The 21375-nt window shown below is 66.3% G+C and carries 18 protein-coding genes; 12 read left to right on the forward strand and 6 right to left on the reverse strand.

The window, feature by feature from the left end; all coding sequences use genetic code 11:
* From ACQP2D_RS15770 to ACQP2D_RS15790, 5 genes are read left to right on the forward strand one after another with little or no spacing between them, the layout of a single operon-like run.
* Positions 1 to 909 (forward strand): hypothetical protein, encoded by a 909-nt coding sequence (locus ACQP2D_RS15770; RefSeq protein WP_433684437.1) that lies wholly within the window; start codon positions 1 to 3, stop codon positions 907 to 909.
* Entirely contained in the window at positions 906 to 2597 is a 1692-nt protein-coding gene (locus ACQP2D_RS15775) for a fatty acid CoA ligase family protein (RefSeq protein ID WP_433684438.1), read from the forward strand. Before ACQP2D_RS15770 ends, ACQP2D_RS15775 begins: the two co-directional genes overlap by 4 nt.
* A complete protein-coding gene (locus ACQP2D_RS15780) occupies positions 2570 to 3622 on the forward strand; it encodes an NAD-dependent epimerase/dehydratase family protein (RefSeq protein ID WP_433684439.1) in 1053 nt (350 codons plus the stop codon). Before ACQP2D_RS15775 ends, ACQP2D_RS15780 begins: the two co-directional genes overlap by 28 nt.
* Positions 3623 to 3678: 56 nt before the next feature.
* Positions 3679 to 5097, forward strand: coding sequence for a cytochrome P450 (locus tag ACQP2D_RS15785; protein WP_433684440.1), 1419 nt, complete (start codon positions 3679 to 3681; stop codon positions 5095 to 5097).
* A 20-nt stretch (positions 5098 to 5117) separates the two neighbouring features.
* Entirely contained in the window at positions 5118 to 7322 is a 2205-nt protein-coding gene (locus ACQP2D_RS15790; protein WP_433684441.1) for an MMPL family transporter, read from the forward strand.
* Positions 7323 to 7443: 121 nt separating this feature from the next.
* Here ACQP2D_RS15790 and ACQP2D_RS15795 read toward each other — a convergent pair whose 3' ends face one another.
* Positions 7444 to 8208 carry an SDR family oxidoreductase gene (locus tag ACQP2D_RS15795; protein WP_433684442.1) on the reverse strand — a complete coding sequence of 255 codons (765 nt, stop codon included), beginning with the start codon at positions 8206 to 8208 and terminating at the stop codon, positions 7444 to 7446.
* 161 nt (positions 8209 to 8369) lie between these two features.
* Between ACQP2D_RS15795 and ACQP2D_RS15800 the strand changes: the two genes are divergently transcribed.
* From ACQP2D_RS15800 to ACQP2D_RS15810, 3 genes are all read left to right on the forward strand, one after another.
* The gene (locus tag ACQP2D_RS15800; RefSeq protein WP_433684443.1) at positions 8370 to 9452 is read left to right on the forward strand and encodes a phage tail tip lysozyme; all 1083 of its coding nucleotides are present in this window, start codon (positions 8370 to 8372) and stop codon (positions 9450 to 9452) included.
* Between the two features lie 149 nt (positions 9453 to 9601).
* The gene (locus ACQP2D_RS15805; protein WP_433684444.1) at positions 9602 to 11233 is read left to right on the forward strand and encodes an ABC-F family ATP-binding cassette domain-containing protein; all 1632 of its coding nucleotides are present in this window, start codon (positions 9602 to 9604) and stop codon (positions 11231 to 11233) included.
* Between the two features lie 152 nt (positions 11234 to 11385).
* A complete protein-coding gene (locus tag ACQP2D_RS15810) occupies positions 11386 to 11619 on the forward strand; it encodes a helix-turn-helix domain-containing protein (RefSeq protein WP_063043281.1) in 234 nt (77 codons plus the stop codon).
* Positions 11620 to 11684: 65 nt separating this feature from the next.
* Here ACQP2D_RS15810 and ACQP2D_RS15815 read toward each other — a convergent pair whose 3' ends face one another.
* From ACQP2D_RS15815 to ACQP2D_RS15825, 3 genes are all read right to left on the reverse strand, one after another.
* A complete protein-coding gene (locus ACQP2D_RS15815; RefSeq protein ID WP_433684445.1) occupies positions 11685 to 12647 on the reverse strand; it encodes a hypothetical protein in 963 nt (320 codons plus the stop codon).
* Positions 12648 to 12659: 12 nt separating this feature from the next.
* A complete protein-coding gene (locus ACQP2D_RS15820; RefSeq protein ID WP_433684446.1) occupies positions 12660 to 13118 on the reverse strand; it encodes a hypothetical protein in 459 nt (152 codons plus the stop codon).
* Between the two features lie 324 nt (positions 13119 to 13442).
* A complete protein-coding gene (locus ACQP2D_RS15825) occupies positions 13443 to 13868 on the reverse strand; it encodes a cupin domain-containing protein (RefSeq protein ID WP_433685668.1) in 426 nt (141 codons plus the stop codon).
* 149 nt (positions 13869 to 14017) lie between these two features.
* On the opposite strand from ACQP2D_RS15825, the gene ACQP2D_RS15830 reads away from it, so the two are divergent.
* Positions 14018 to 14527, forward strand: coding sequence for a MarR family winged helix-turn-helix transcriptional regulator (locus ACQP2D_RS15830; RefSeq protein WP_433684447.1), 510 nt, complete (start codon positions 14018 to 14020; stop codon positions 14525 to 14527).
* A gap of 85 nt (positions 14528 to 14612) precedes the next feature.
* Positions 14613 to 15404 (forward strand): hypothetical protein, encoded by a 792-nt coding sequence (locus ACQP2D_RS15835; protein ID WP_433684448.1) that lies wholly within the window; start codon positions 14613 to 14615, stop codon positions 15402 to 15404.
* 372 nt (positions 15405 to 15776) lie between these two features.
* On the opposite strand, the gene ACQP2D_RS15840 is transcribed toward ACQP2D_RS15835, so the two are convergent.
* Positions 15777 to 16595, reverse strand: coding sequence for an SDR family oxidoreductase (locus ACQP2D_RS15840; protein ID WP_433684449.1), 819 nt, complete (start codon positions 16593 to 16595; stop codon positions 15777 to 15779).
* A 41-nt stretch (positions 16596 to 16636) separates the two neighbouring features.
* Positions 16637 to 19222 carry a cytochrome P450 gene (locus tag ACQP2D_RS15845; RefSeq protein WP_433684450.1) on the reverse strand — a complete coding sequence of 862 codons (2586 nt, stop codon included), beginning with the start codon at positions 19220 to 19222 and terminating at the stop codon, positions 16637 to 16639.
* Positions 19223 to 19301: 79 nt separating this feature from the next.
* Here ACQP2D_RS15845 and ACQP2D_RS15850 point away from each other — a divergent pair, with 79 nt between their 5' ends.
* Together ACQP2D_RS15850 and ACQP2D_RS15855 are read left to right on the forward strand one after the other, a co-directional pair.
* Positions 19302 to 20579: a glycosyltransferase gene (locus tag ACQP2D_RS15850; RefSeq protein ID WP_433684451.1), complete on the forward strand. Its 1278-nt coding sequence runs from the start codon at positions 19302 to 19304 to the stop codon at positions 20577 to 20579.
* Positions 20576 to 21337 carry an ABC transporter permease gene (locus ACQP2D_RS15855; RefSeq protein WP_433684452.1) on the forward strand — a complete coding sequence of 254 codons (762 nt, stop codon included), beginning with the start codon at positions 20576 to 20578 and terminating at the stop codon, positions 21335 to 21337. Before ACQP2D_RS15850 ends, ACQP2D_RS15855 begins: the two co-directional genes overlap by 4 nt.
* The last annotated feature ends 38 nt before the right edge of the window (positions 21338 to 21375 follow it).

A 21375-nucleotide genomic window follows, 5' to 3' on the forward strand; every position in this document is an offset into this window, starting at 1 on the left:
ATGACGTTCATTATTCGCCGGTCCGCCGTCAGCGCCGACCCGACCCTCGGTTCCATCGATCACGCGGTGCGGGCGGGCGAGGAGTGCCTCTCGGGGGCGGGCGTGGCGCCGAACGATATCGACGTGCTGATCAATGTGGGCGTCTACCGCGACAGCAATATCGTCGAACCGTCGAATGCGGCGTTGATCCAGAAGGAACTGGGGATGCACCTGGACTACCAGGTCGGCTCCTCGCGGGCGGGGTTCTCACTCGATCTGCGCAATGGGTCCTGCGGTGTGCTCAACGCACTGCAGGCCGCGGGCGCGCTGCTGGAGAACGGCACGGTCGAGCGAGTGCTGATCGTCGCCAGTGACGCCCATCCAGGCGGCGCCGAGCACGCGCCGGCCGGCTTCCGCTATGCCGCGGTCGGTGCGGCGCTGCTGGTGACCAAGGGTATCGATGAGGGCACCGGTTTCGATCGGGTGCACATCCCGGCGCCGCTGCCGCGCGCGGTCGGCACCCATCCCGGTGTCGCCGGATACCTCGATCTGAAGGCGATGGGCAACGACGGACAGCGTTCGATCACCGTTGACGTTGCCGATGACTACGCCGAACTGGTCACCGGCGCGGCCTTTGCCGCGGTCCGCTCCTATCTCGCCGAGCGGCCGGAGGCGCGGCGCGTGCTGGTCACCAATAACCCGGTGCCCGACTTCGCGGCCACCCTGGCGGGCGAATTCGGTTTCGCCCGAACACATCAGGCCGCGACCGGCGATCTGGACGCGGGCAGTTCGGGTCTGATCATCGGCTATCACCAGCTGCTGGAAACCGGTGCGCTGTCGGCCGGTGACGAATTGCTGCTGGTGGCCGCGGGATCCGGTCCGATCGCCGGATGCGTGAGCTACACCGTCCCCGCCGGTGGTGCGGGGTGAGCCAGGAGCTTGCCGATCTGAGCGCGCTGCTGGATCACCAGATCCGACAGCGCGCCGATCTGCCCGCTATCAGCTATCCGACTGTCGCGCACCCCGAACGTGCCGAGCGCGCCGCAGATCTCGGCTTCGCGTTGCTGACCTTCGCCGAGCTGGGCGCGCGGGTCGAGGCGTATGCGGCGGCGTTCGAACGGATCGGGATCACCAAGGGCGTCAAGACCATTGTCATGGTCAAGCCCGATCCCGATCTGTTCGCGGTGATCTTCGCGCTGTTCCGGGTCGGCGCCGTGCCCGTGGTGGTGGATCCGGGCATGGGTGTGCGCCGCATGCTGCACTGCTTCCGCAGTGTCGGTGCGGAGGCGTTCATCGGAATCCCGCTGGCGCATCTGGTGCGGCTCGCGGCGCGGCGTACCTTCCGTTCGGTGCGGGTGCACGTGACCGCGGGACGTTCGTACTGGGGCGGGCACACGCTGCCCGCCATGCGGCAGACACCCGGCGCGGTCGCATCCGAGAGCACCCACGCACCCGACGATCTGCTGATGATCGCTTTCACCACCGGCAGCACCGGACCGGCGAAGGGCGTCGAGTTCAGCAGAGCCGGATTCGCCGCCTCGCTGCGGGTGATCGAGCGGTTGCACGGCCGCCCAACGGGTTTCGTCTCGCTGACCTCGGTACCGCTGTTCGGCATCTTCGATCTGCTGCAGGGCGCGCATGTGGTGCTCGGCCCGGTGGATCCGGTGCGGGTGTCGAAGGCGGATCCGGCATTGCTCGCCGATGTGGTGCGGTCTTTCGAAGCCACGGATGTCACCGCATCGCCCGCATTGCTCGGGCCACTCGGGGAATACCTGACGCGGACCGGCACCGCACTGCCGAGCCTGGTCCGGGTCATCTCCATGGGCGCGCCCGCGAATCTGGACGCACTGGCCCATGTTCGGGCGGCACTCGGCGAGACCGCTCAGGTCTTCACCACCTATGGCGCGACCGAGGCGCTGCCGCTGACCACCCTCGAATGGTCCGAACTCGACGAAACGCGCAAGCAGACCGCCGAGGGCGCCGGCACCTGTGTCGGACGCCCGATCGCGGAATCGGAGAGTGACACTCGAGTTCGCATCATCGCCATCTCCGACGACGAAATCCCGACCTGGCACGACGATCTGGTGCTGCCGCAGGGCCGGATCGGCGAGATCGTCGCCACCGGTGCGCAGGTCAGCACCGCATACCACCGCAACCCGACCGCCGATGCCCGCAACAAGATCGATGAAATGCGCCCGGACGGCACCGTGCGCCGCTGGCACCGCGTCGGAGATCTGGCTTGGCAGGACGAATCCGGACGACTGTGGTTCTGCGGCCGCGCGGCCCAGCGGGTCCGCACGGCGGCCGGTGACCTGTTCACCGTCCAGTGCGAGCAGATCTTCAACACCCATCCGGATGTGCACCGCACCGCACTCGTCGGAGTCGGCGAGCCGGGCGCACAGATCCCGGTGCTGTGTTTCGAATTGCGCTCCGGCGTCGCCACCTCGGAGATCTCACGGGTGCAAAGGGAACTGTGGTCCATCGCGCGTGAACGCGAAGTCACCAGGTCCATCAAGGTATTCCGTGCCCATCCGGGATTCCCGGTCGACATCCGGCACAACGCCAAGATCGGGCGCGAGGAATTGGCCGAATGGGCCGGAAAGGGTATGAGGCCATGAAGGCATTGGTCACCGGGGCAACCGGATTCCTCGGCAGCCATCTCGTCGACGCAGCCGTCGCCGCGGGCGACGAGGTGCGTGCCGTCGTGCGGCCGTCGAGCGATCTCGGGTACCTGTCGACGGTGCCCGAACTCGAAACGGTGGCAGGCGATCTCGGCGACTACGAATCGCTGGTCACCGCCTGTAAGGACGTCGATGTGGTCTACCACAGCGCCGGACTGGTCGCCGAGGTCGGCAGCCGGGCCCAGTTCTGGGAGGCCAATGTCGAAGGCACCCGGCGGCTGATGCGGGCCGCGCGGGAGGCCGGTGTCGGCCGGTTCGTCTTCGTCAGCAGTCCCTCGGTCGCGACCTCCTATGACGCCGACCGCTTCGGCATCGACGAGTCCGAGCCGTATGTGACGGATCCGAAGAGCCTGTACGTGGAGACCAAGGCCGCCGCGGAACAGCTCGTCCTGGCCAGCAACACCCCCGATTTCGTCACCTGCGCGCTGCGGCCGCGGATGATCTGGGGGCCGCGCTCATCGGGCTGGATGACGCTGCTGCTGCGCAAGCTGAAGTCCGGCAGGCTGCCCGACCTCTCCGGTGGCAAGAGCGTCATGGTGTCGATCACCTATTGCGAACACGCCGCCCAGGCCTGCCTACAGGCGGCGCGCTCGGATCAGGTCGCGGGCAATGCCTACTTCCTCGCCGATCCCGAGGACGTCGACCTGTGGAAGTTCGTCAAGGACCTCGCCGTCGCCCTGAACCTGACGCCACCGACCCGCACCATTCCGAAGCCGGTTTTCGACGCCGCCATCGCGGTTTTCGACACCATCTGGCGGGTGCCGGCGATCAAGGAGCGCTACGCGCCGCCGCTGTCGAGCTGGACCACCGCGGCACTGACCGTTTCCAATACCTACGACACCAGTGCCGCCGCACGGGATTTCGGCTACGCGCCGACGGTATCGCTGACCGACGGGCTGGCCGCCTACATCGACTGGGTCGAACAGGTCGGTGGCGTCGATGCCGTGATCGCCCGCGGATGACTTACGGCCGCCGCCCCGCCCCGGAGCGAAAGTCGATCCACGCCTAGGAGGCTCGCATGATGACCACCCGGCTGACCAGCCGCCCGACCCGCACCGCCGAGGTGCCGACCGCACCGGGCGCCCTACCCCTCATCGGACATTCGCACCGTCTGGCCCGCAGGCCCTACCGCTTCCTGCAGACGCTCTCGGAGCTCGGCCCGGTGGTGCGGGTGAAGATTCCCGGCTACGACACCTACGTCGTCACCGAACCGGATCTGATCCGCGAGGCCTTCGTCGGTCTTTCCGATCAGGGTTCGATGATCGATCGGGCCGAGGCGCTGCTCGGCGCTGGTGTCACCGTGCTCTCTGGTCCACAGCACAAGCGGGAACGCCGAATGATCGCTCCGGCCTTCGCCCGCGGCCGCATCGCGCAGTACGCCACCGTGATGACCCGCCTCGGTGCCGAACAGGCCGATGCCTGGCGCGATGGCCAAATGGTCGTCGTCAATACCGAGATGCACGACCTCGCGCTGCGCACCGTCGCCGGAGCGCTGTTCTCCGGGGACCTCGGTGCGGAGACCGGCGCGGAAATCCACGAGATGCTCACGCCGGTGATGACGCTGCTCGCCCGCCGGGTCACCCGCCCGGCCTGGATCGACAGGCTGCCGCTGCCGAGTAACCGTCGCTTCGAAGGTCTTGTCGCCGGGATGAAGTCGGCCACCAGCAAGATCATCGCGGCATATCGGGCCGACCTCGCCGCCGATCCGACTCTCGACCACGGCGACCTGCTCGACACCCTGATCAAGGCCCGCGACGAGGACGGTGTCGCGCTGACCGACGCCCAAGTGCACGATGAGCTGATCAACTTCCTGGTCGGCGGCACCGAAGCCACCGGTATGACGCTGTCCTGGGTTTTCCACGAACTGGGCCGAAATCCCGAGCTGGAGGCCGCTTTCCACGCGGAGATCGACGCCGTGCTCGGCGGTCGTCCCGCCGAATTCGCCGATCTCGCCCAGCTCGATCTGACCAAGCGGATCGTCATGGAGACGCTGCGCGTGTACTCGCCGTGGCTCACCGTGCGCGATGTGCCGGCGAACTATGAACTCGGCGGCCGGGCGCTGCCCAAGGGGTCCATGCTGCTGGTGTGTCCGGTTGCGGTGCACCGGGATCCGGCGGTGTTCCCGGATCCGGACCGGTTCGACCCGGACCGCTGGCTGCCCGCGGCCATGGAGTCCCGGCCCAAGGGCGCCTACCTGCCCTTCGGCATGGGCACCCGCCAGTGTCCGGGAAATGTGTTCTCGCTCACCGAGGTTGCGCTGCAGGTTGCTACGATTTGCGGGCGCTGGCGCCTGCGCCCGATGCCCGGTATCGCGGTGCAAGAAACAGTGATCGGCGCCCTGGTGCACCCGAAGCATCTGCCGATGCGGGTGGTGGCCAGGCAGGTGCAATCCGGGCACGTCGCGGATTCGTCAGGGAGCGAACGCGGCGCGGCTTAACGAGTGATGAGGGTGTGGCGGTGTTCGATCTGACCAAGCGGCGCAGCAAGTGGATACTCGGCGTATTCGTCGTGCTCGCGCTGGCGATGGGGATGCTCAGCTCGACGTTGTTCGACAAGGTACAGGGGGGTGGCTACAGCGATCCCGGTGGTGAAGCCAGCCAGGCCACCGAGATTTTGCGCGAAACCTTCGGCCAGGCGCCGCCGAACTTGGTGCTGCTGGTGCACAGCGACACCTCCGTAGACGATCCGGACGCCGCCACCGCCGCGGTCAAATTGGCGCTGAAGCTCAAAGATGAACCGGGCGTCGCGGGTGTCATGTCCTACTGGATGGACAAGTCACCCGCCCTGCGCAGCGACGACGGCAAATCCGGCCTGATCGTCGCCAGCATCCTCGGCGAGGAGGGCGAGGTCGACCAGAAGGTCGGCGGGCTCGCGGATCGCTACGGCGGCACCCACGGCCCGGTCGAGGTGCGGGTCGGCGGCTACGCGATGTTGTTGCACGAGACCGTGAAACAGAGCGAGAAGGACGCCGCCCTCGGCGAATCCATCGCCTTCCCGATCACGCTGGTGGCGCTGCTGTTCGTCTTCGGCGGTTTGGTGGCGGCCAGCCTGCCGCTGGTCGTTGCCATGGTGACCGTGATGATCACCATGGGTGCGCTCTGGCTCATCACGCTGGTCACCGATCTCGCCGCGACCGCGACCAATGTCGCCACGCTGCTCGGCCTGGGCCTGGCGATCGATTACAGCTTGCTGATCATCAGCCGCTACCGCGATGAACTGGCCGCCGGTGCACCGACCGGACCAGCGGTGGCCGCGACCATGCGTTCGGCCGGACGCACCGTGGCCTTCTCGGCCGTCACCGTCGCGGTGGCGCTGTCGGGTCTGCTGTTCTTCCCGCTGCTGGCGGTGCGTTCCATGGGTTATGCGGGTCTGGCGGTCGCGGCCATCGCCGCGACGGTCTCGCTGACGGTGCTGCCCGCGATCCTGCTACTGCTCGGCAGCCGCATCGATCGCGGTCAGCTCGGCTGGTTCTTCCGTCCGCAGCGGCCCGCTCCGGGCGAGGGCTTCTGGCACCGGCTCGCGGTCTTCGTCATGCGCAAACCGATGCCCATCGGCTTGGCGGTCGCGGCCTTCCTACTGCTGCTCGGTACCCCGTTCCTCGGGGTGAAACTCGGCTTCCCGGATCAGCGGGCACTGCCGGAGTCGATGAACAACCGGCAGATCACCGAGATCATCCAGCGCGAATTCACGGCGACAGAGACCAATGGACTGTTCGTGGTACTGCCCGACGGCAAGTCCGGACTCGATGCCTACGCGCGCAAACTCTCCGAGGTCGACAATGTCCGCCGCGTCGACACCGCCACCGGTAGTTACGCGCACGGCGGTCAGCTCGTCCCGGGCACGGCGCAGCACGCGCGTTTCGAGACCAAGGACGCCGCATACCTCTCGGTGACCCCGGATACCAGCGATCCGGGTGAGCTGGATCGGGTCGCCAAGGATCTGCGCGCGGTGCCGGCACCGTCGCAGCGTTTGGTCGGCGGTATCGCGGCCGCCAGCGCCGATTCACTCGATGCGGTGACCGCGGCGCTGCCGGTGGCCCTGGCCTACGTCGTGATCATCATGGTGATCGTGCTGTTCCTGCTGACCGGCAGTGTGGTGCTGCCGCTGGTGGCGATCGTGCTCAGCGCGCTCAGTCTCACCGCGACCTTCGGCGCACTGGTCTGGATCTTCCAGGACGGTCACCTGTCGGGTCTGCTCGATTTCACCGTGACCGGCGATCTGCCGCCGACGGTGCCGGTCATGCTCTTCGGCGTCGCATTCGGTCTGGCCATGGACTATCAGGTGTTCCTGCTGTCGCGGATTCTCGAAGAGTACGAACGCACCGGCAAGAACGATTCCGCCGTGGCGCACGGACTGGAGAAGATCGGCCGGATCGTCACCGCCGCCGCGGTCCTGATCTCCCTGGTGTTCCTGGGGTTCCTGGCCTCCGACATCACCTTCATGAAGTCCTTCGGCATCGGCCTGCCGCTGGCGGTGCTGGTAGACGCGACCCTGGTGCGCGGCTTCCTGCTGCCCGCCGTCATGAAACTGCTCGGTGACTGGAACTGGTGGGCGCCGGGTCCGCTCGAAAAGCTGCACGAGCGTTTCGGATTCGACGAGGGACCGTCCGCGCCGTCGTCACTGCCCGATCCGGACGATCTGCGCCAGCCTCAGCGGGTATAGACAGCGAGAAAGCCGATGGCCGCGCGGTATTCGTCGCGCGGCCATCGGTCTCAGCGGAAACTCGGATTGCCTTCGGCCGTCTCAGGTTCCGTCGGCCGATAGCGGATTGTCCTGATACGACTCAGATTCCACCGGTCGAGAGCAACCCACCGTCGACGCGGATCGTCTCTCCGGTGATCCACGCGGCCTCATCCGAGGCCAGGAATCCGATCAGCCGCGCGACATCCTCCGGCGTGCCGAGACGCTTCATCGGATACACACTCGCCGCCCGGTCCTCGTCGGCCGAATACAGCGCGTCGGCGAACTTCGTCTTCACAACACCGGGCGCAACCGCATTCACCCGGATGTTCGGGCCCAACTGCCAGGCCAGTTCGTCGGTGAGCCGGATCAGCGCGGCCTTGGACGCGCCGTACGCCGCGATCACACCGGTCGAGCGCAGGCCGGCGACGCTGGCCACATTCACCACCGCGCCACCGTGCGCGCCCATCCACGCCTTGTACGCCTCCTGCACATAGCCGAGCGCGGCGACCACATTGACGTCGAAGATCTTGCGCACCGCCTCCAGATCGGCATCCATCAGCGAGCCGTAGACCGGATTGATGCCGGTGTTGTTGATCAGGATGTCCAGCGAGCCGAATTCCGAGACCGCCCGGCCCACCGCCGCGGCCCGGCTATCGGCATCACCCGAATTGCCGGCCAGCGCGCTGACCTCGCCCCGATGGCCGAGCGCCCGCAGCTCGGCGGCCGTCTCCTCGAGCGGTTCCGGCTTACGCGCGGTGATCACCACATTGGCCCCACGCCGCAACAGTTCCGCCGCGACGGCCTTACCGATGCCACGGCTGGCTCCGGTAACGAGTGCGCTCTTGCCCAACAGATCGGTCGTCATGTGATGGCACGCTACCGCTGTTGAATTCCGCCGAGTGGACCCGGTCGGGATTGCGCGATATCGACCCGGCGCGACTGTTCCCACCGGCGGGGACCCGATGGCAAAGGGAAGGCGTCTAGCTGCGATTAAGCTGCCGGAGAGGTATCGACGGAAGGTGAGATATGGCTGGCGACGTCGACACAACGCTGCCGCCGCGCCCGGACGCACCTATCCTCAACGCCTGCCTCAGCCATACGGAGACGGCGCTGACGACGTTGGTGAAGGCGGTTGGCGACGGCTCGGCGAAGTCGATTACGGTCAAGGAGCTGGAGGGCCTGGGGCAGTCGCAGCTGAAGTCCGGTGATCTCGTCACGAAGTACCACGCCAAGGAGAGCCAGGACAAGCAATACCGGACCGATCTGAACTCGATGGACAGCAATATCGCCCAGATCGCGCAGAAGTCGGCCGACGTATCCATAACCATGAGCACCGAGGTAGGTAACCTGGTGCACACGGTCAAGGGGTTTGTGGCCGAAGTGCCGAATCAGACCGATGTGCCGCAGACGCACAGCATCGCGGTACAGCTGACCGCCATCGACAAGATCAATAAGGCGGTCGACAAGACGGCGACGGCAGTCTCGGACGCGTACGACAAACTGGGCGATATCGCCGGAAAGGTCACCGACCCGGAGTCGGACCACAGCGGAAGTGCCCCGAATTCGATCGGTAGCGGCAATCAGTTCCCCACCTATACCGGGAGCGGTGGAAACAGCCGCAACTCCAGCGGACCCGCAGGTCTTGGCAACAGCGCGAGTGCCGAACCCATCAGCGGCGGTCAGAAAGTACAGGCCAGCAAGATCTATCAGTACCTGCTCGAGAAGGGCTTCACACCGGCGCAAGCGGCGGGCATCTTGGGCAATATGCAGGTCGAATCGGGTTTCGATACCGGTGCCTACAACCCCGGAGAAGGAGCCATCGGCCTCTGCCAGTGGGAAGGCGGCCGACGGACGGCTCTCGAGAATTTTGCCGCCAACGACCCCAAACACCGGTCCGTCACCGATTACACGCTCCAAGTCGATTTCATGGTTTCCGAACTGAAGGGCAGCGAATCGAGCGCGTACAGCCATCTGATGTCGGCGGGATCGGCCGGTGCCGCGGCGGCGGCGTTCGATCAGTACTACGAACGCAGCTCCGGTGAGGCCCGCGGCCAGCGCGTCGCGAATGCCACCAGCATCGAGTCGAGCATGGCCGGCGTGGCGGCCTAGCGCCGAGCCGCGGAGTTAGCGCGGTCACACCCGGAAGGCGGGTGTCGGTAGCACCTCTGGAGCCGGGTAAAATCAGTGGTTCTTGTGTGTCTTCGCGTCGCACAATCGAGCGGCAACCGACCAGCACCACGTACCCGTAGGAGAAGTCTGTGATCACCGCGACGGACCTGGAGGTCCGGGCCGGAGTCCGCACCCTGCTGTCGGCCCCCGGGCCGGCACTGCGGGTGCAGGCCGGAGACCGGATCGGACTGGTCGGGCGCAACGGCGCGGGCAAGACCACCACGCTGCGCATTCTGGCGGGCGAGGGCGAGCCCTACGCGGGAAAGATTTTGCGCTCCAGCGATATCGGCTATCTCCCGCAGGATCCGCGCGAGGGCGACCTCGACGTACTCGCCCGCGATCGCGTGCTCTCCGCCCGTGGTCTGGACACCTTGCTGCGCGATATGGAGAAGCAGCAGGCGCTGATGGCCGAGGTCGTCGATGACGCCGAACGCGAGAAGGCGGTGCGCAAGTACGGCCGCCTCGAGGAGCGCTTCTCGGCGCTCGGCGGCTATGTCGCCGAGAGCGAAGCCGCCCGCATCTGCAACAGTCTCGGCCTGGCCGATCGGGTGCTCGGCCAGGCGCTGCGCACTCTGTCCGGTGGACAGCGTCGCCGAATCGAGTTGGCGCGCATCCTGTTCGCCGCCTCCGACGGCAGCGGCGGGCGCTCGGACACCATCCTGCTGCTCGATGAGCCGACCAACCATCTCGACGCCGACTCCATCACCTGGCTGCGCGGCTTCCTGCAGAACCACGACGGCGGTCTGATCGTGATCAGCCACGATGTCGAACTGCTCGGTGATGTGGTGAACAAGGTCTGGTTCCTGGACGCGGTGCGCGGGGAGGCCGACGTCTACAACATGGGCTGGCAGAAGTATCTGGACGCGCGTGCCACCGATGAACAGCGCCGCCGCCGGGAACGCGCCAATGCCGAGAAGAAGGCCAGCGCCCTGCGCGCGCAGGCGGCCAAGCTCGGCGCCAAGGCCACGAAGGCCACGGCGGCGCAGAACATGGCCAAGCGCGCGGACCGCTTGATGGCCGAACTCGATGACGTGCGCGTGGCGGACAAGGTTGCGCGGATCAAATTCCCCGAACCCGCCGCCTGCGGCAAGACGCCGCTGATGGCGGAGAACCTGACCAAGGTCTACGGCTCGCTGGAGATCTTCACCGGCGTCGATCTGGCCATCGACCGCGGCAGCCGTGTCGTGGTGCTCGGCCTCAACGGTGCGGGCAAGACGACGCTGCTGCGCCTGCTCGCCGGGGTGGAGACGCCGACGGCGGGCGGTCTCGTCCCGGGCCACGGGCTCAAGATCGGCTACTTCGCGCAGGAGCACGACACCCTCGACGACCAGGCCACGGTATGGGAGAACATCCGTCACGCCGCACCGGACGCCGGTGAACAGGAGCTGCGCGGTCTGCTCGGCGCCTTCATGTTCTCCGGACCACAGCTGGAACAGCCCGCTGGCACCCTCTCCGGCGGTGAGAAGACCCGGCTCGCGCTGGCCGGACTGGTGTCCTCGGCCGCCAATGTGCTGCTGCTCGATGAGCCGACCAATAACCTCGACCCGATCTCGCGCGAACAGGTGCTCGATGCGCTGCGCACCTACGCGGGCGCCGTCGTCCTGGTCACCCACGATCCGGGCGCGGCCGAGGCGCTGTCCCCGGAACGAGTGATCTTGCTGCCGGACGGCCAGGAAGATCACTGGTCGGCGGAGTATTTGGAGCTGATTCAGCTGGCCTGATCGGGACTTGTCTCGACGGAGTTTCGTTGTGGGCGGTAGGTTTTCACTCCCTCGAATCGGGTGATCGGTGATATTCATCACAAAGACCCGTTGATCACAGCTTGCTGAGTGTTTAGCCTGGAAGGACGCGGCTCGGCGACTCGGAGGAAGCCATGAGCGACAGGCCCACACAAGTCAAGGCCACACTGGGTAAGGGCACACGCGTCACGGGGAAATCACGAGACCGTTTGCAAACCCAGCTGAAGAAGCAGTACGAGGCGGGTGCCAGCATTCGATCGCTGGCCCGGTCCACCGGCCGCTCCTACGGTTTCATCCACAACGTGCTGGTGGAGTCGCATGTGCAGCTCCGCAGCCGCGGCGGTGCCAACCGCCGCAAAAGCCAGTAGCGTTACGGATCTGGATCCCGGTGTCGGCGAATGGATTTCGCTGACACCGAGCACAGTCGAGCGCGCTAATAGCCAGGTACCGCGCCGTCGCCGTTGACCAGCAGGTTGGCGAGGCTGCGGAACATCGGCAGGCCCGTCTTGATCTCCAGATACGCGAACTGGCCCTGTGGGTTGACCTCGAGAAAGTAGTACTCGCCGTCGAGGCCGAGGCGCAGATCGAGCACGCCGAAGCTCAGGCCGAGTGCTCCCATGAGCGTGGCCAGCGACTTGCTGACCGACGCGGGCAGATGCTCGGGAGCGAAGTCGACGGTGGTATCCAGCCGCGAGTCGACCCGGCCGACGCCGGACTGCGAGTCGATGCGGACCGCCCATTCGACGCCGTCCATCCACACCACCCGCAGATCGCAGCTGGCCTCGATGTAGTCCTGGAAGGTGGTCGGCGCGGAGCGGATGCCCGCGAGTCGGCCGAAATCGGCCTTGGTGATGATTCTGGTCTCCGCGAATTCGGCGCGCCCGGTGCCGGTGCGCTTGTAAACGACCGCGCCGGAACGTGATTCGACGAAGCTGCGCGCCTCGTCCGGATCATTGGTGATCAGCGTCTCCGGAATCGCGAATCCGGCCCGCCGTGCGGTCTCCAACTGCACGATCTTGCGGCTCGCGGTTCGATCGGCGCCGGGGTCGTTGACCCAGTACGCGGGTATCGACCACAGCATTCCCTGGATGAAGCCGTCGCATTCGGCTTGGCGGTAGGCGTCATCCGAGGCACGCACGCCGGCGGGCACCTGTGCCGGATGCGGCCTTCGCCACCAGACCGACTGGACGTCGTCGAGCCCGATCACATGTGAGAGCGAACGCGCGGTACCGTGCCGATCGAGCCGGAAACTTCCGGATTCGCGCGGGAAGTCGCGCAGGTCGAGCTGAATCGGGCTGAGCCCGTGGTGTTCTCGCAACGTCGCCGCCATCGCGGTGCCGTGCAGATCATCGGATTCGGAGACGATGAGGACCGAACCTGTCCGGCGCGCCGCCATGCGCAGTCCTGTTCAGTCGAGGCTGTCGCAGTTGATGCCGTCGTCGCTGGTTGCGAGCGATTTGGTTTGGCAGTAGGTGAAGGTCGCTCCGCTGGTGCCCGGGTAGTCGGCGAGCTGAAGGCCGTCGGCCCAGGATGCGGTGAGTTGTTGCAGCGCTTCATCTCCCAGCGCCGCGGAGGGTTCCGCGGCCAATGTCATCGGGCGGTCGACGAGGTCGATGCGCAGGCGCCGGGTGAAATCGGCGGTGGCGCCGGGGCGGATATCCATCAGCACCGGGCGGCCATCGCGCTCGGTAGCCGCGCCATCGGTCCAGTCCACTACGCGAAGTACATCGTCCCGGCGGAAGGTCCACGTTCCTTCGGTCACTCTGACGGTGAAATCTCGTTCCGACTCGGCCACCAACAGTCCCTGCAACGCGGGGACGCGGTCACCCGTCGGTGCGGTACCGGGGAGGTGGATTGCGTCGGTCATAGTGAGCTCTCCGATCTGCTCGCGATTTGCCAGGACTCCCGAGCGGGAACTGGATCATAACGCGCGGGGGGTCCCGCACGGTCCGGATCGGGAGATTTCGCCGCCGCTGGCAAACTGGATTCAGGCTCGGGATGCACTAGCGCCGAAAGTTTTTCGGTAAGATGGCAAACCGGTTCCCGCAATCCTTCAGCAACTATCGGACGGTTGTCGTTCGGTTGGTATTGCCCAGGATTGGCGGTTGTGCATCCGCGGGTGCGGATGCACACGTCGCATCGTCCCACCCGAATTCGGGCTCGATCGCGACCACGGTTCCGCCGCGCGTGATCAGCTGCGCCGATTCGCATTGCGCTCGGCCCACCACTGTGGCGAGTCCACGAACCAGTTGTCGAACTCCTCCTGGGAGGCCTGCAGTTCCTCGAAGGTGGCCTCGCCCTTGACGAGACGGTCGAGCAGGCGGAAGTAGCCGAAGCGTTCGACGGCGGGCATGAGGGCGATCAGGATCCGGGCCGAGCTGTCCGGCGTGGCCCCGAAGGCGTGCGGCATGAGTTTGGGCACCACGATCGATCCGCCCGCCGCGACAGTGACGATCTCGTCTCCGGCCAGGACCTGCAGTTCGCCGTCGGCGACGTAGAACAGTTCGTCCGACTTGGTGTGGTAGTGCGGCGCCGCGCCGTCCGCGCCCTGATCCATGGTGACCTCCAGGTGGCTGACCGCGCCGCCCGCCTCGTTCGAGTCGATGAGCAGGCGCATGGTGACCGAAGGGGTCACCAGGGTCTCGGCATCCTGCGGTTGGCGGATGGCGAACTTGCGGTCGGTGGTGGCGTTCATGATGTTCTCCAGTTGATTCGCTTGTTGATAATTCGCTACCGAACTATATCCCATCGAATAGAATCTTGTCCATGGGTGAGATGGAGTCGGATCCGGTGGACGCGATCGTCGGGCAGTGGCGCCGGGAACGGCCGGACCTCGAACTGGAGGCGATGGCCGTCATCGGACGGCTCGGCAGGCTGTTCGTCATCGCACAGCGGGATATCGAGGCGGTCTTCGGCGCGCATGGACTGCAGCGCGGGGAGTTCGATGTGCTTGCCGCGCTGCGTCGTTCGGGGGAGCCGTTCGAGTTGAATCCGTCGGTGCTCGCCGACACGCTGATGATGTCGCGTGCCGGAATGACCGGCCGGCTCGACCGTCTTGAGTCCGCGGGGTTGGTCCGGCGCATCGCAGACGCGGCGGATCGCCGCGCCGTCCGGGTCGCCTTGACCGAGGCCGGCCGCGCGCTGATCGACAAGGTCGTCACCGCGCATACCGAGAATGAAACCCGCATCTTGTCGGTGCTTTCGGCGCAGGACCGCAACGATCTGGACCGCATCGTCCGAGTACTGCTCGGCAGTCTCGAACACGGCGGGAAATGAAGTAGCCCGATACTCGGGTGCTGGCGAGGTTATCGGTTCAACCTGGAGCTATCGCACCGAAGCGCGATGCACAGGGAGGTTACCGATGATCGACATCATCACCCTCCGCGGCACGGGCGAGCCGCGGAACAGCAATGGGACTCCGGCCGGGATGCTCCGCGATGTCACCAAACTGCTCGATACCGGCCGCTTCACCGCCTTCGAGCCGGATTGGCCCGCCTCGGTCGGACCGAGTCCGGATGTGTGGGGTCCATCGCTGGACACCTCCATCCGCCTCGGTGTCGCCGCCGGTGTCAAAGCGATTCAGGACTCGCCGAATGTCTGTGGGCTGTTGAGCTATTCGCTCGGTGGCATCTGCGCGAGCAAGATCCTGGAAGGGGTGCGGTCGGGGAAATACAAGAACACCGACGGCTCACCGCTCGAGATCGCGTTCGCGGTCAATATCGCCAACCCGCTGCGCAAGCGCGGTCAGTCGGTCGGCAATCTGTGCCCGGCATCGACCTATGGGCTGCACGGCGAACGCGGTGCCTGGCCCGCGCTCGACGTCAAGGAGTACGCGAATCCGGGTGACATCATCACCTCTTCGCCCGGCGACTCCCCATTGCGCGTGATCGACGTCGGCATTTCGCCGTTCTCCTTTGTGGAAGGCGCCCGCATCGGCAATGTGACTCCGCTGATCTTCGCCGAACTGCTCCGCTTCCTGATGAGTGATCCGATCGCCAACCTCAACCGGTACGCCGCCGCGGTCGATGGCGTCATCGGCTATCTCACGCCCTGGCCGGACGGTCAGCACGTGCTCTACTCCGGGCACAACATGCCCGGCACCAGTGTGCTGTGGACGACCCATGCCGCCGATTACCTCAATGCCGCCTACTGAACGCCGTGTGCCGGGGTGGTTTTCGTACCGGAAGTCGGAGAATGCCCGAGTGCGGCGCGGATTCCGGTGATCACCAGCGCACTTGCGCGGAGTTGCGTGCGTCACAGTCCCTAATTTGCTGCAAGGATGCTACGCGGCGAGTGGTCGCATCGTAGAGTCTGAATTCGCTGAAACGCCATCGGGTTTCGATGGAGGGGTCACGGAGGCGTCCGGGACTTCCAGATGGCGTGGCGGCGGCGGGCCGCACCCTTTCGGCCTGTACCCGCGCCATCGGCCAGCGACGGCGCGGTCTCGGATAGTGGCGTCGCCGGGGAGGGATCCACCACAATATCCCGACTCTCCCCGGCGGCACCGCACTCGTTCTGATACCCCTCAGTCGCCCTGCGCGGCAGCGGATACCGGCTGCCACTTGCGCCAGAGTTCCAGGCGGGATTCATAATCCGCGGTCGCGATCGCCAGGGGGACTTCGCCGAGGAAGATCCGCAGCGGTGGCTCCGGTGCGTCGACGACGGCCAGGATGGCGCCGCGGGTGGCGGCCGGATCGCCCCGGCGCACCGTGGAACGCTGTGCGGCCCTGGCTGCCCTGGCCGGATCGTAGGCCGGAATCGGGGTGGCGTGACGCGCGGACGGACCGGACCAGTCGGTATCGAAACCGCCCGGCTCGATCAGGGTGAGATGGATGCCGAACGGCGCGACTTCCTGTGCGAGGGCCTGTGAGAACCCTTCCAATGCCCACTTCGACGCGTGGTACGCCCCGAGATTCTGGAAGGCCGAGATACCGCCGATGCTGGAGACCTGGATGATGTGGCCGCTGCCCTGGGCTCGCAGAATCGGCAGCGCCGCCTGGGTGACCCACAGCGCGCCGAAGACATTGGTCTCCAACTGTGCTCGGAGTTCGTCCTCGCTGAGCTCCTCGATCATGCCGAACTGGCCGTAGCCCGCGTTGTTGATCACGATATCGAGCCGTCCGAACCGTTCGGCGGCCTGCTGGACCGCGGCGAAGTCGTCGGCGCGATCGGTGACATCCAACCGCAGCGGCAGGAAGGTATCCGGATATTTGGCGACCAGATCCTCCAGTGTGCTCAGATCGCGGGCTGTACCGGCCACCCGGTCGCCGCGCTCGAGTGCGGCGAGTGCCCATTCCCTGCCGAATCCTCGTGAGACTCCGGTGATGAACCAAACTTTGCTCATGTGATGACGGTAGCCACCTGGAGTGCACTCCAAGCAAGTGGTTAATGTGGACGCAGGGTGACCGGCAGCGCCGACGGTGACAGGACGAAGTCCCGATTCGATGCGCGCACCACATAGTTAGGGTCGGGAATCGGCCGCCAGCGGGCCAGCAGGGCCGCGGCGGCGAGGCCGATTTCGATCATGGCGAAATGGTCACCAAGGCAGCGGCGGCGGCCGACGCCGAAGGACAGGTTGGCCTTCTTATCGATATCGGCGGCGCGCTCGGGCGACCAGCGGTCCGGGTCGAAGGATTCCGGATCGGTGAAGTACCGCTTGTCGTGCTGAACCAGGTAGGGGCTGAACATGATCGCCGTACCGTCCGGAATGGTCAGTCCGCCGATGGTGACATCGCCGTCGGCGGTGCCAGCGCTGATCCAGGGGCCCCAGAAGCGAAGTGTCTCCGCCACAACCTGTTTCAGGTACGGGAGGGTGCCGAGATGTTCGGGCCGGACCGGGCCCGATCCGACGACTGAGTCGAGTTCGGCGTACAGCCGCTCGGCGATGTGTGGGCGGCGCATGACCTCGTGCCAGAGCCACCCGGTCAGCGACGCCATCGAGCCGACGCCACCGGCCAGCATCAGAATCGCCTCGTCGATAATGTGCTCGTCGGACAGTTTCGCACCGGTCTCGCTGTCGGTATGCCGGATCAGCGCGGACACAACATCGTTGAAATCCTCGTCGCGGCGCCGGTATTCGGCGATGACATCGCCGATGGCGGCGCGCAGGTGATGTGCCTTCCTGCGCCAGCGCCAGTTCGCGATGAGCCGCAGGCGGCGCACCTGCGGCGGTAGCGCGGTGCGCAGGATGACCTGACCGAGTAGCCACGGCACATTGTCCCGGATCTCCCGGCGTGCGTCATCGCTGAAGTCGGCGGTGAACAGAGTCGAGGAGACGGTGTCGAGGATCAGGCCGTGGGCCTCGTCCATCAGGTTCACGCGCCCACCCGAAGGCAGTCCCGCCGACCAGGCTTCGGCGATATCGGCGGCCGAATTCGTGTATTCGGCGAGGCGGCTCTGCCGCAGCGCGGGCGCGATCATCCGGCGGCGCAGTTTGTGTTCGTCGCCGCGCAGCACGTTCACCGATCCGCCCGCGACGTCCTTGATCGCCTCACGCAGGTCATCGCGATTGAGTTCGGCATCGCCGAGTCCGACTTCGCGGACGAGATCCGGTGTGGTGAGCAGATATCCGGTCTTCTGGCCGAAGTGGATACGCACGATCGGCCCGAGGTCGGCCAGTGCGGTGACGAATCCGGGCGCGTCGCGCAGGGCCCGCAGGCTGTGTCCCACCAGCGGTAGCGCGCCGGGCGCGGTCGGGACCTCCGAAAGAGATTGTGGCATGACCAATTCTGGACTCCGTGCGGACTCTTCGCGGGCCTGGCGATAGATTTCGAGCACCGTCCCGGTCTGCTGTGATTGCCGCACCGAGTCGCTGTGTGCGGCGAGGACCTCGCGCATGTGGTCGAAGGCGATGCGATCGGCGTCGAGTTTCGCGATGGTGTCGGCCATCGCGACGGCCGACGGATCGGCGGTACGCACGCCACCACCGGTCGGCACCGATTCGTCCAGATCGGGATCGCAGTAGATGATCGGCAGGCCCACCGCTACCGCTTCCAAGAGGACCATGCCCTGGGTGTCGAAACCGTGCGAGGGAAACAGCAGTGCGTCGCCGTCGGACATGGCGGCGAGGCATTCGGACTGAGTGACCCTGCCGTGCAGGCGGATTCGGTCCGCTAGACGGTGTTCGGCGATAGCGGCCTCGGTCGCGCCGCGTAGGTCGCCATCACCGTAGATATCCAGGGTGCAGTCATCGACCAGCCGCACCGCGTCGATCGATTCGAGCAGCCGCTTCTCGGCGGACAACCGCCCGCACCAGATGAGCCGCAGCGGTGCGTCCGGCGTGCGATCGGAACCCTTTATGCCGCCGTTGCTTTCGATCAGGTTATCGTCGACGCCGTTGGATACCACCCGAATCGGGCGGGTCAGACCGTGCGCGAGTAGCAGATCGGCGAAGTGCCGCGTCGGCGCGATCACCCGATCGGCCGCCTGCGCCTGTCCGACGATGGTCCACCAGGCATGGCGGGCCGCGCGGCTTTCAGCGCGGTGCGGCATGTGCTGGCGATGCGGTACGAACCGGCCGTGTAGTGCGCGCAGCGCGAGGGCCGCCGGATACGGTGCGGGCGAGGTGTTCTCGATGAACGCGTCGTCGCGGCTCTGGGCGGTGTGGATCAGCGGAATCCGGTGTCGCCGTGCCGCCTTCATGCCAGCGATGGCGACACCGTAGGTGGTGTGGGTGTGCACCAGGTCGATCGGACCGCGCGCGGCGAAGGCGGCGTCGATCAGTTCGGCATTGCGCTCGGTCGGCAGTACAACCGGGAAACCGTTCACCTCGAGACCGCCCACGGCGCGCAGCTCGATCACATTCGGGTCCGCATGCGCCCCCGACAGCGGCGCGACGAAGAGAGTGACGCGGTGACCCGCGAGTTCGAGTCCGCGGCACAGCGAGCCGACCGCGGTCTGGATCCCGCCCAGCGTGGTCGGGTGGTAGTCCATGAACATCGCGATGTGCACAATGGCACTGTACTGATACATGCCCTGCGTCGAGAGCCCATAGTTCTGTGGACTATCCGCTCGGAGTCGGGTCAGGTGCCCAATACCCGAAAGAGCCGCCTTGAAAATAGCGATTCCGCTCACCGGAACTCGTGGAGACGTCCAGCCGGTCGTAGCGCTGGGACTGGAGTTGCGTCGCCGCGGCCACGACGTGCTGTTGGGGGCGCCGCCGAACCTCGTCGAATTCGCCACGGCCACCGGCCTCGCCGCCGTCGCCTGCGGACCCGATGTCCAGCAGCTCTACAGTTCCGATGCCGGACAGCAGGCACTCGCGGCCGGAAATACGCTGCGGCTGATGCAATTGGTGGCCCGTCAGATGGCCGATTACGCCCAGCAGATGAATCGCGAGGTCATCGATGTCTGCGCGGGGGCCGACCTGATCGTGGCGAGTACGGTCACCGAGGACCGGGCCAGTTCGGTCGCCGAGGCGATGGGCGTGCCGCTGGTCAGCCTGCATTACTTCCCGTGCCGCAGCAATGGCGCGTATCCGTTTCCCGGTGCGCTGCCGCCGCAGTGGAATCCGCCCGCAGCCGTGAATCGGGCGACCTGGACGATCGCGGAGAATCTGCGCCGCGTGGTGTTCATGCGCTATCTCAATGATCTGCGGGTAACGCTCGGGCTGCCGAAATCGCGGGCGAGTACGGCCGCGGTGCTGGCCCGCGCGCACGTCCCCGAGGTACAGATCTACGATCCGGCGCTGGTTCCGGGACTACCGGAGGAATGGGACGAGCGCAGGCCGTTCACCGGATTTCTGACCCTCGATCACGCCGCCCGCGCGGCCGTCGGCGATCTCGCCGGCGACCATGCGGGGATCCTGTCCTGGATCGAGGCGGGCGAGGCGCCCGTATTCTTCGGTTTCGGCAGCATGCCGATCCGGGATACCGCGGCGGTGCTGGCGATGGTGTCGGAGGTGTCAGCTCGGCTGGGGGTGCGGGCGCTGGTGAGCGCGGGATGGAGTGATCTGGATATCGCCGATGCGCAGGCGGGACCGAACGTCAAGGTCGTCGGCCCGTTCGCACACGACCTGGTCTTTCCGCACTGCGCCGCCGCGGTGCATCACGGTGGTATCGGGACGCTGTTCGAGAGTCTGCGCGCCGGATTGCCGACGCTCGTCTGCTCGGTATCGTTCGAGCAGCCGATGTGGGGTGGGCAGGTCGAGCGCCTCGGTGTCGGTGCGCATCTGCCGTTCACCCGGCTTACCGAGGTACGGCTCGAACAGGGGGTTGCGTCAGTGTTGACCCCCGAACGTCGCACCCGCGCAGCGGAATTCGCCAAGACGCTGAGTACCGAGGACGCCGCCGCGCGCACCGCGGATATCGTAGAGGCCGCCGCCCGGTGACGATCGCTGTCTTCGCCGACACCACCGTCATGTTCCGTCGCTGTGTCCGGCATACGCTGCGCAGCCGGGACACGCTGATCATTTCGCTGCTCATGCCGATTCTGGTGATGTTGCTGTTCACCTATGTCTTCGGCGGGGCCATCGATGTCGGCGGCCCCTACCTGGACTATGTGGTGCCCGGAATCATGTTGCTGTGCACGGGTTTCGGTTCATCGATCACCGCCACCGCCGTGTCCACCGATATGACGAGGGGCAGTATCGACCGCTTCCGCACCTTGCCGATGTTCCGGCAGGCGGTCCTGGCCGGGCATGTCGCAGAGGGGGTGATGCGCAATCTCGCGGCGATCACGATCGCGGTTTCGGTGGCGATCGCGCTCGGCTACCGTCCTCAGGCCGGTCTGCTCGGCTGGCTGGCGGCCCTCGCGGTGATCACCCTGTTCGTCACTGCCATCTCGTGGATCGCGGTCGCCCTCGGCCTGGTCGCCAAGAACCCGGAAGCCGCGGGCGGCCTCACCTACGCCATCATGTTCATCCCCTACATCAGCAGTGCCTTCGTCCAAACCACCACCATGCCGCACTGGCTGCGCGGCTTCGCCGACTACCAACCCGCCACCCCCATCATCGAAACGGTGCGCGGCCTGCTCAACTCCACCGGCACCGGACACCACGCCGCGCTGGCCATCCTCTGGTGCGTCATCCTCGGTCTCCTCGGATTCGCCGGCGCCAGCATCGTCTTCAGCCGCCTGTCCCACCACTGACCTCTGGCGACCGGGTCGCCCGAGCGCAAAAACGCCGC

Source organism: Nocardia sp. CA-119907, assembly GCF_050955995.1.
GTDB lineage: Bacteria > Actinomycetota > Actinomycetes > Mycobacteriales > Mycobacteriaceae > Nocardia.

Bases quoted from the DNA above. Each gene is read 5' to 3' on its own strand.
- ACQP2D_RS15770 (WP_433684437.1), top strand. From the start codon at position 1: ATGACGTTCATTATTCGCCGGTCCGCCGTCAGCGCCGACCCGACCCTC.
- ACQP2D_RS15780 (WP_433684439.1), top strand. From the start codon at position 2,570: ATGGGCCGGAAAGGGTATGAGGCCATGAAGGCATTGGTCACCGGGGCA.
- ACQP2D_RS15785 (WP_433684440.1), top strand. From the start codon at position 3,679: ATGATGACCACCCGGCTGACCAGCCGCCCGACCCGCACCGCCGAGGTG.
- ACQP2D_RS15795 (WP_433684442.1), bottom strand. From the start codon at position 8,208: ATGACGACCGATCTGTTGGGCAAGAGCGCACTCGTTACCGGAGCCAGC.
- ACQP2D_RS15800 (WP_433684443.1), top strand. From the start codon at position 8,370: ATGGCTGGCGACGTCGACACAACGCTGCCGCCGCGCCCGGACGCACCT.
- ACQP2D_RS15810 (WP_063043281.1), top strand. From the start codon at position 11,386: ATGAGCGACAGGCCCACACAAGTCAAGGCCACACTGGGTAAGGGCACA.
- ACQP2D_RS15815 (WP_433684445.1), bottom strand. From the start codon at position 12,647: ATGGCGGCGCGCCGGACAGGTTCGGTCCTCATCGTCTCCGAATCCGAT.
- ACQP2D_RS15820 (WP_433684446.1), bottom strand. From the start codon at position 13,118: ATGACCGACGCAATCCACCTCCCCGGTACCGCACCGACGGGTGACCGC.
- ACQP2D_RS15825 (WP_433685668.1), bottom strand. From the start codon at position 13,868: ATGCGCCTGCTCATCGACTCGAACGAGGCGGGCGGCGCGGTCAGCCAC.
- ACQP2D_RS15830 (WP_433684447.1), top strand. From the start codon at position 14,018: ATGGGTGAGATGGAGTCGGATCCGGTGGACGCGATCGTCGGGCAGTGG.
- ACQP2D_RS15835 (WP_433684448.1), top strand. From the start codon at position 14,613: ATGATCGACATCATCACCCTCCGCGGCACGGGCGAGCCGCGGAACAGC.
- ACQP2D_RS15840 (WP_433684449.1), bottom strand. From the start codon at position 16,595: ATGAGCAAAGTTTGGTTCATCACCGGAGTCTCACGAGGATTCGGCAGG.
- ACQP2D_RS15845 (WP_433684450.1), bottom strand. From the start codon at position 19,222: ATGTATCAGTACAGTGCCATTGTGCACATCGCGATGTTCATGGACTAC.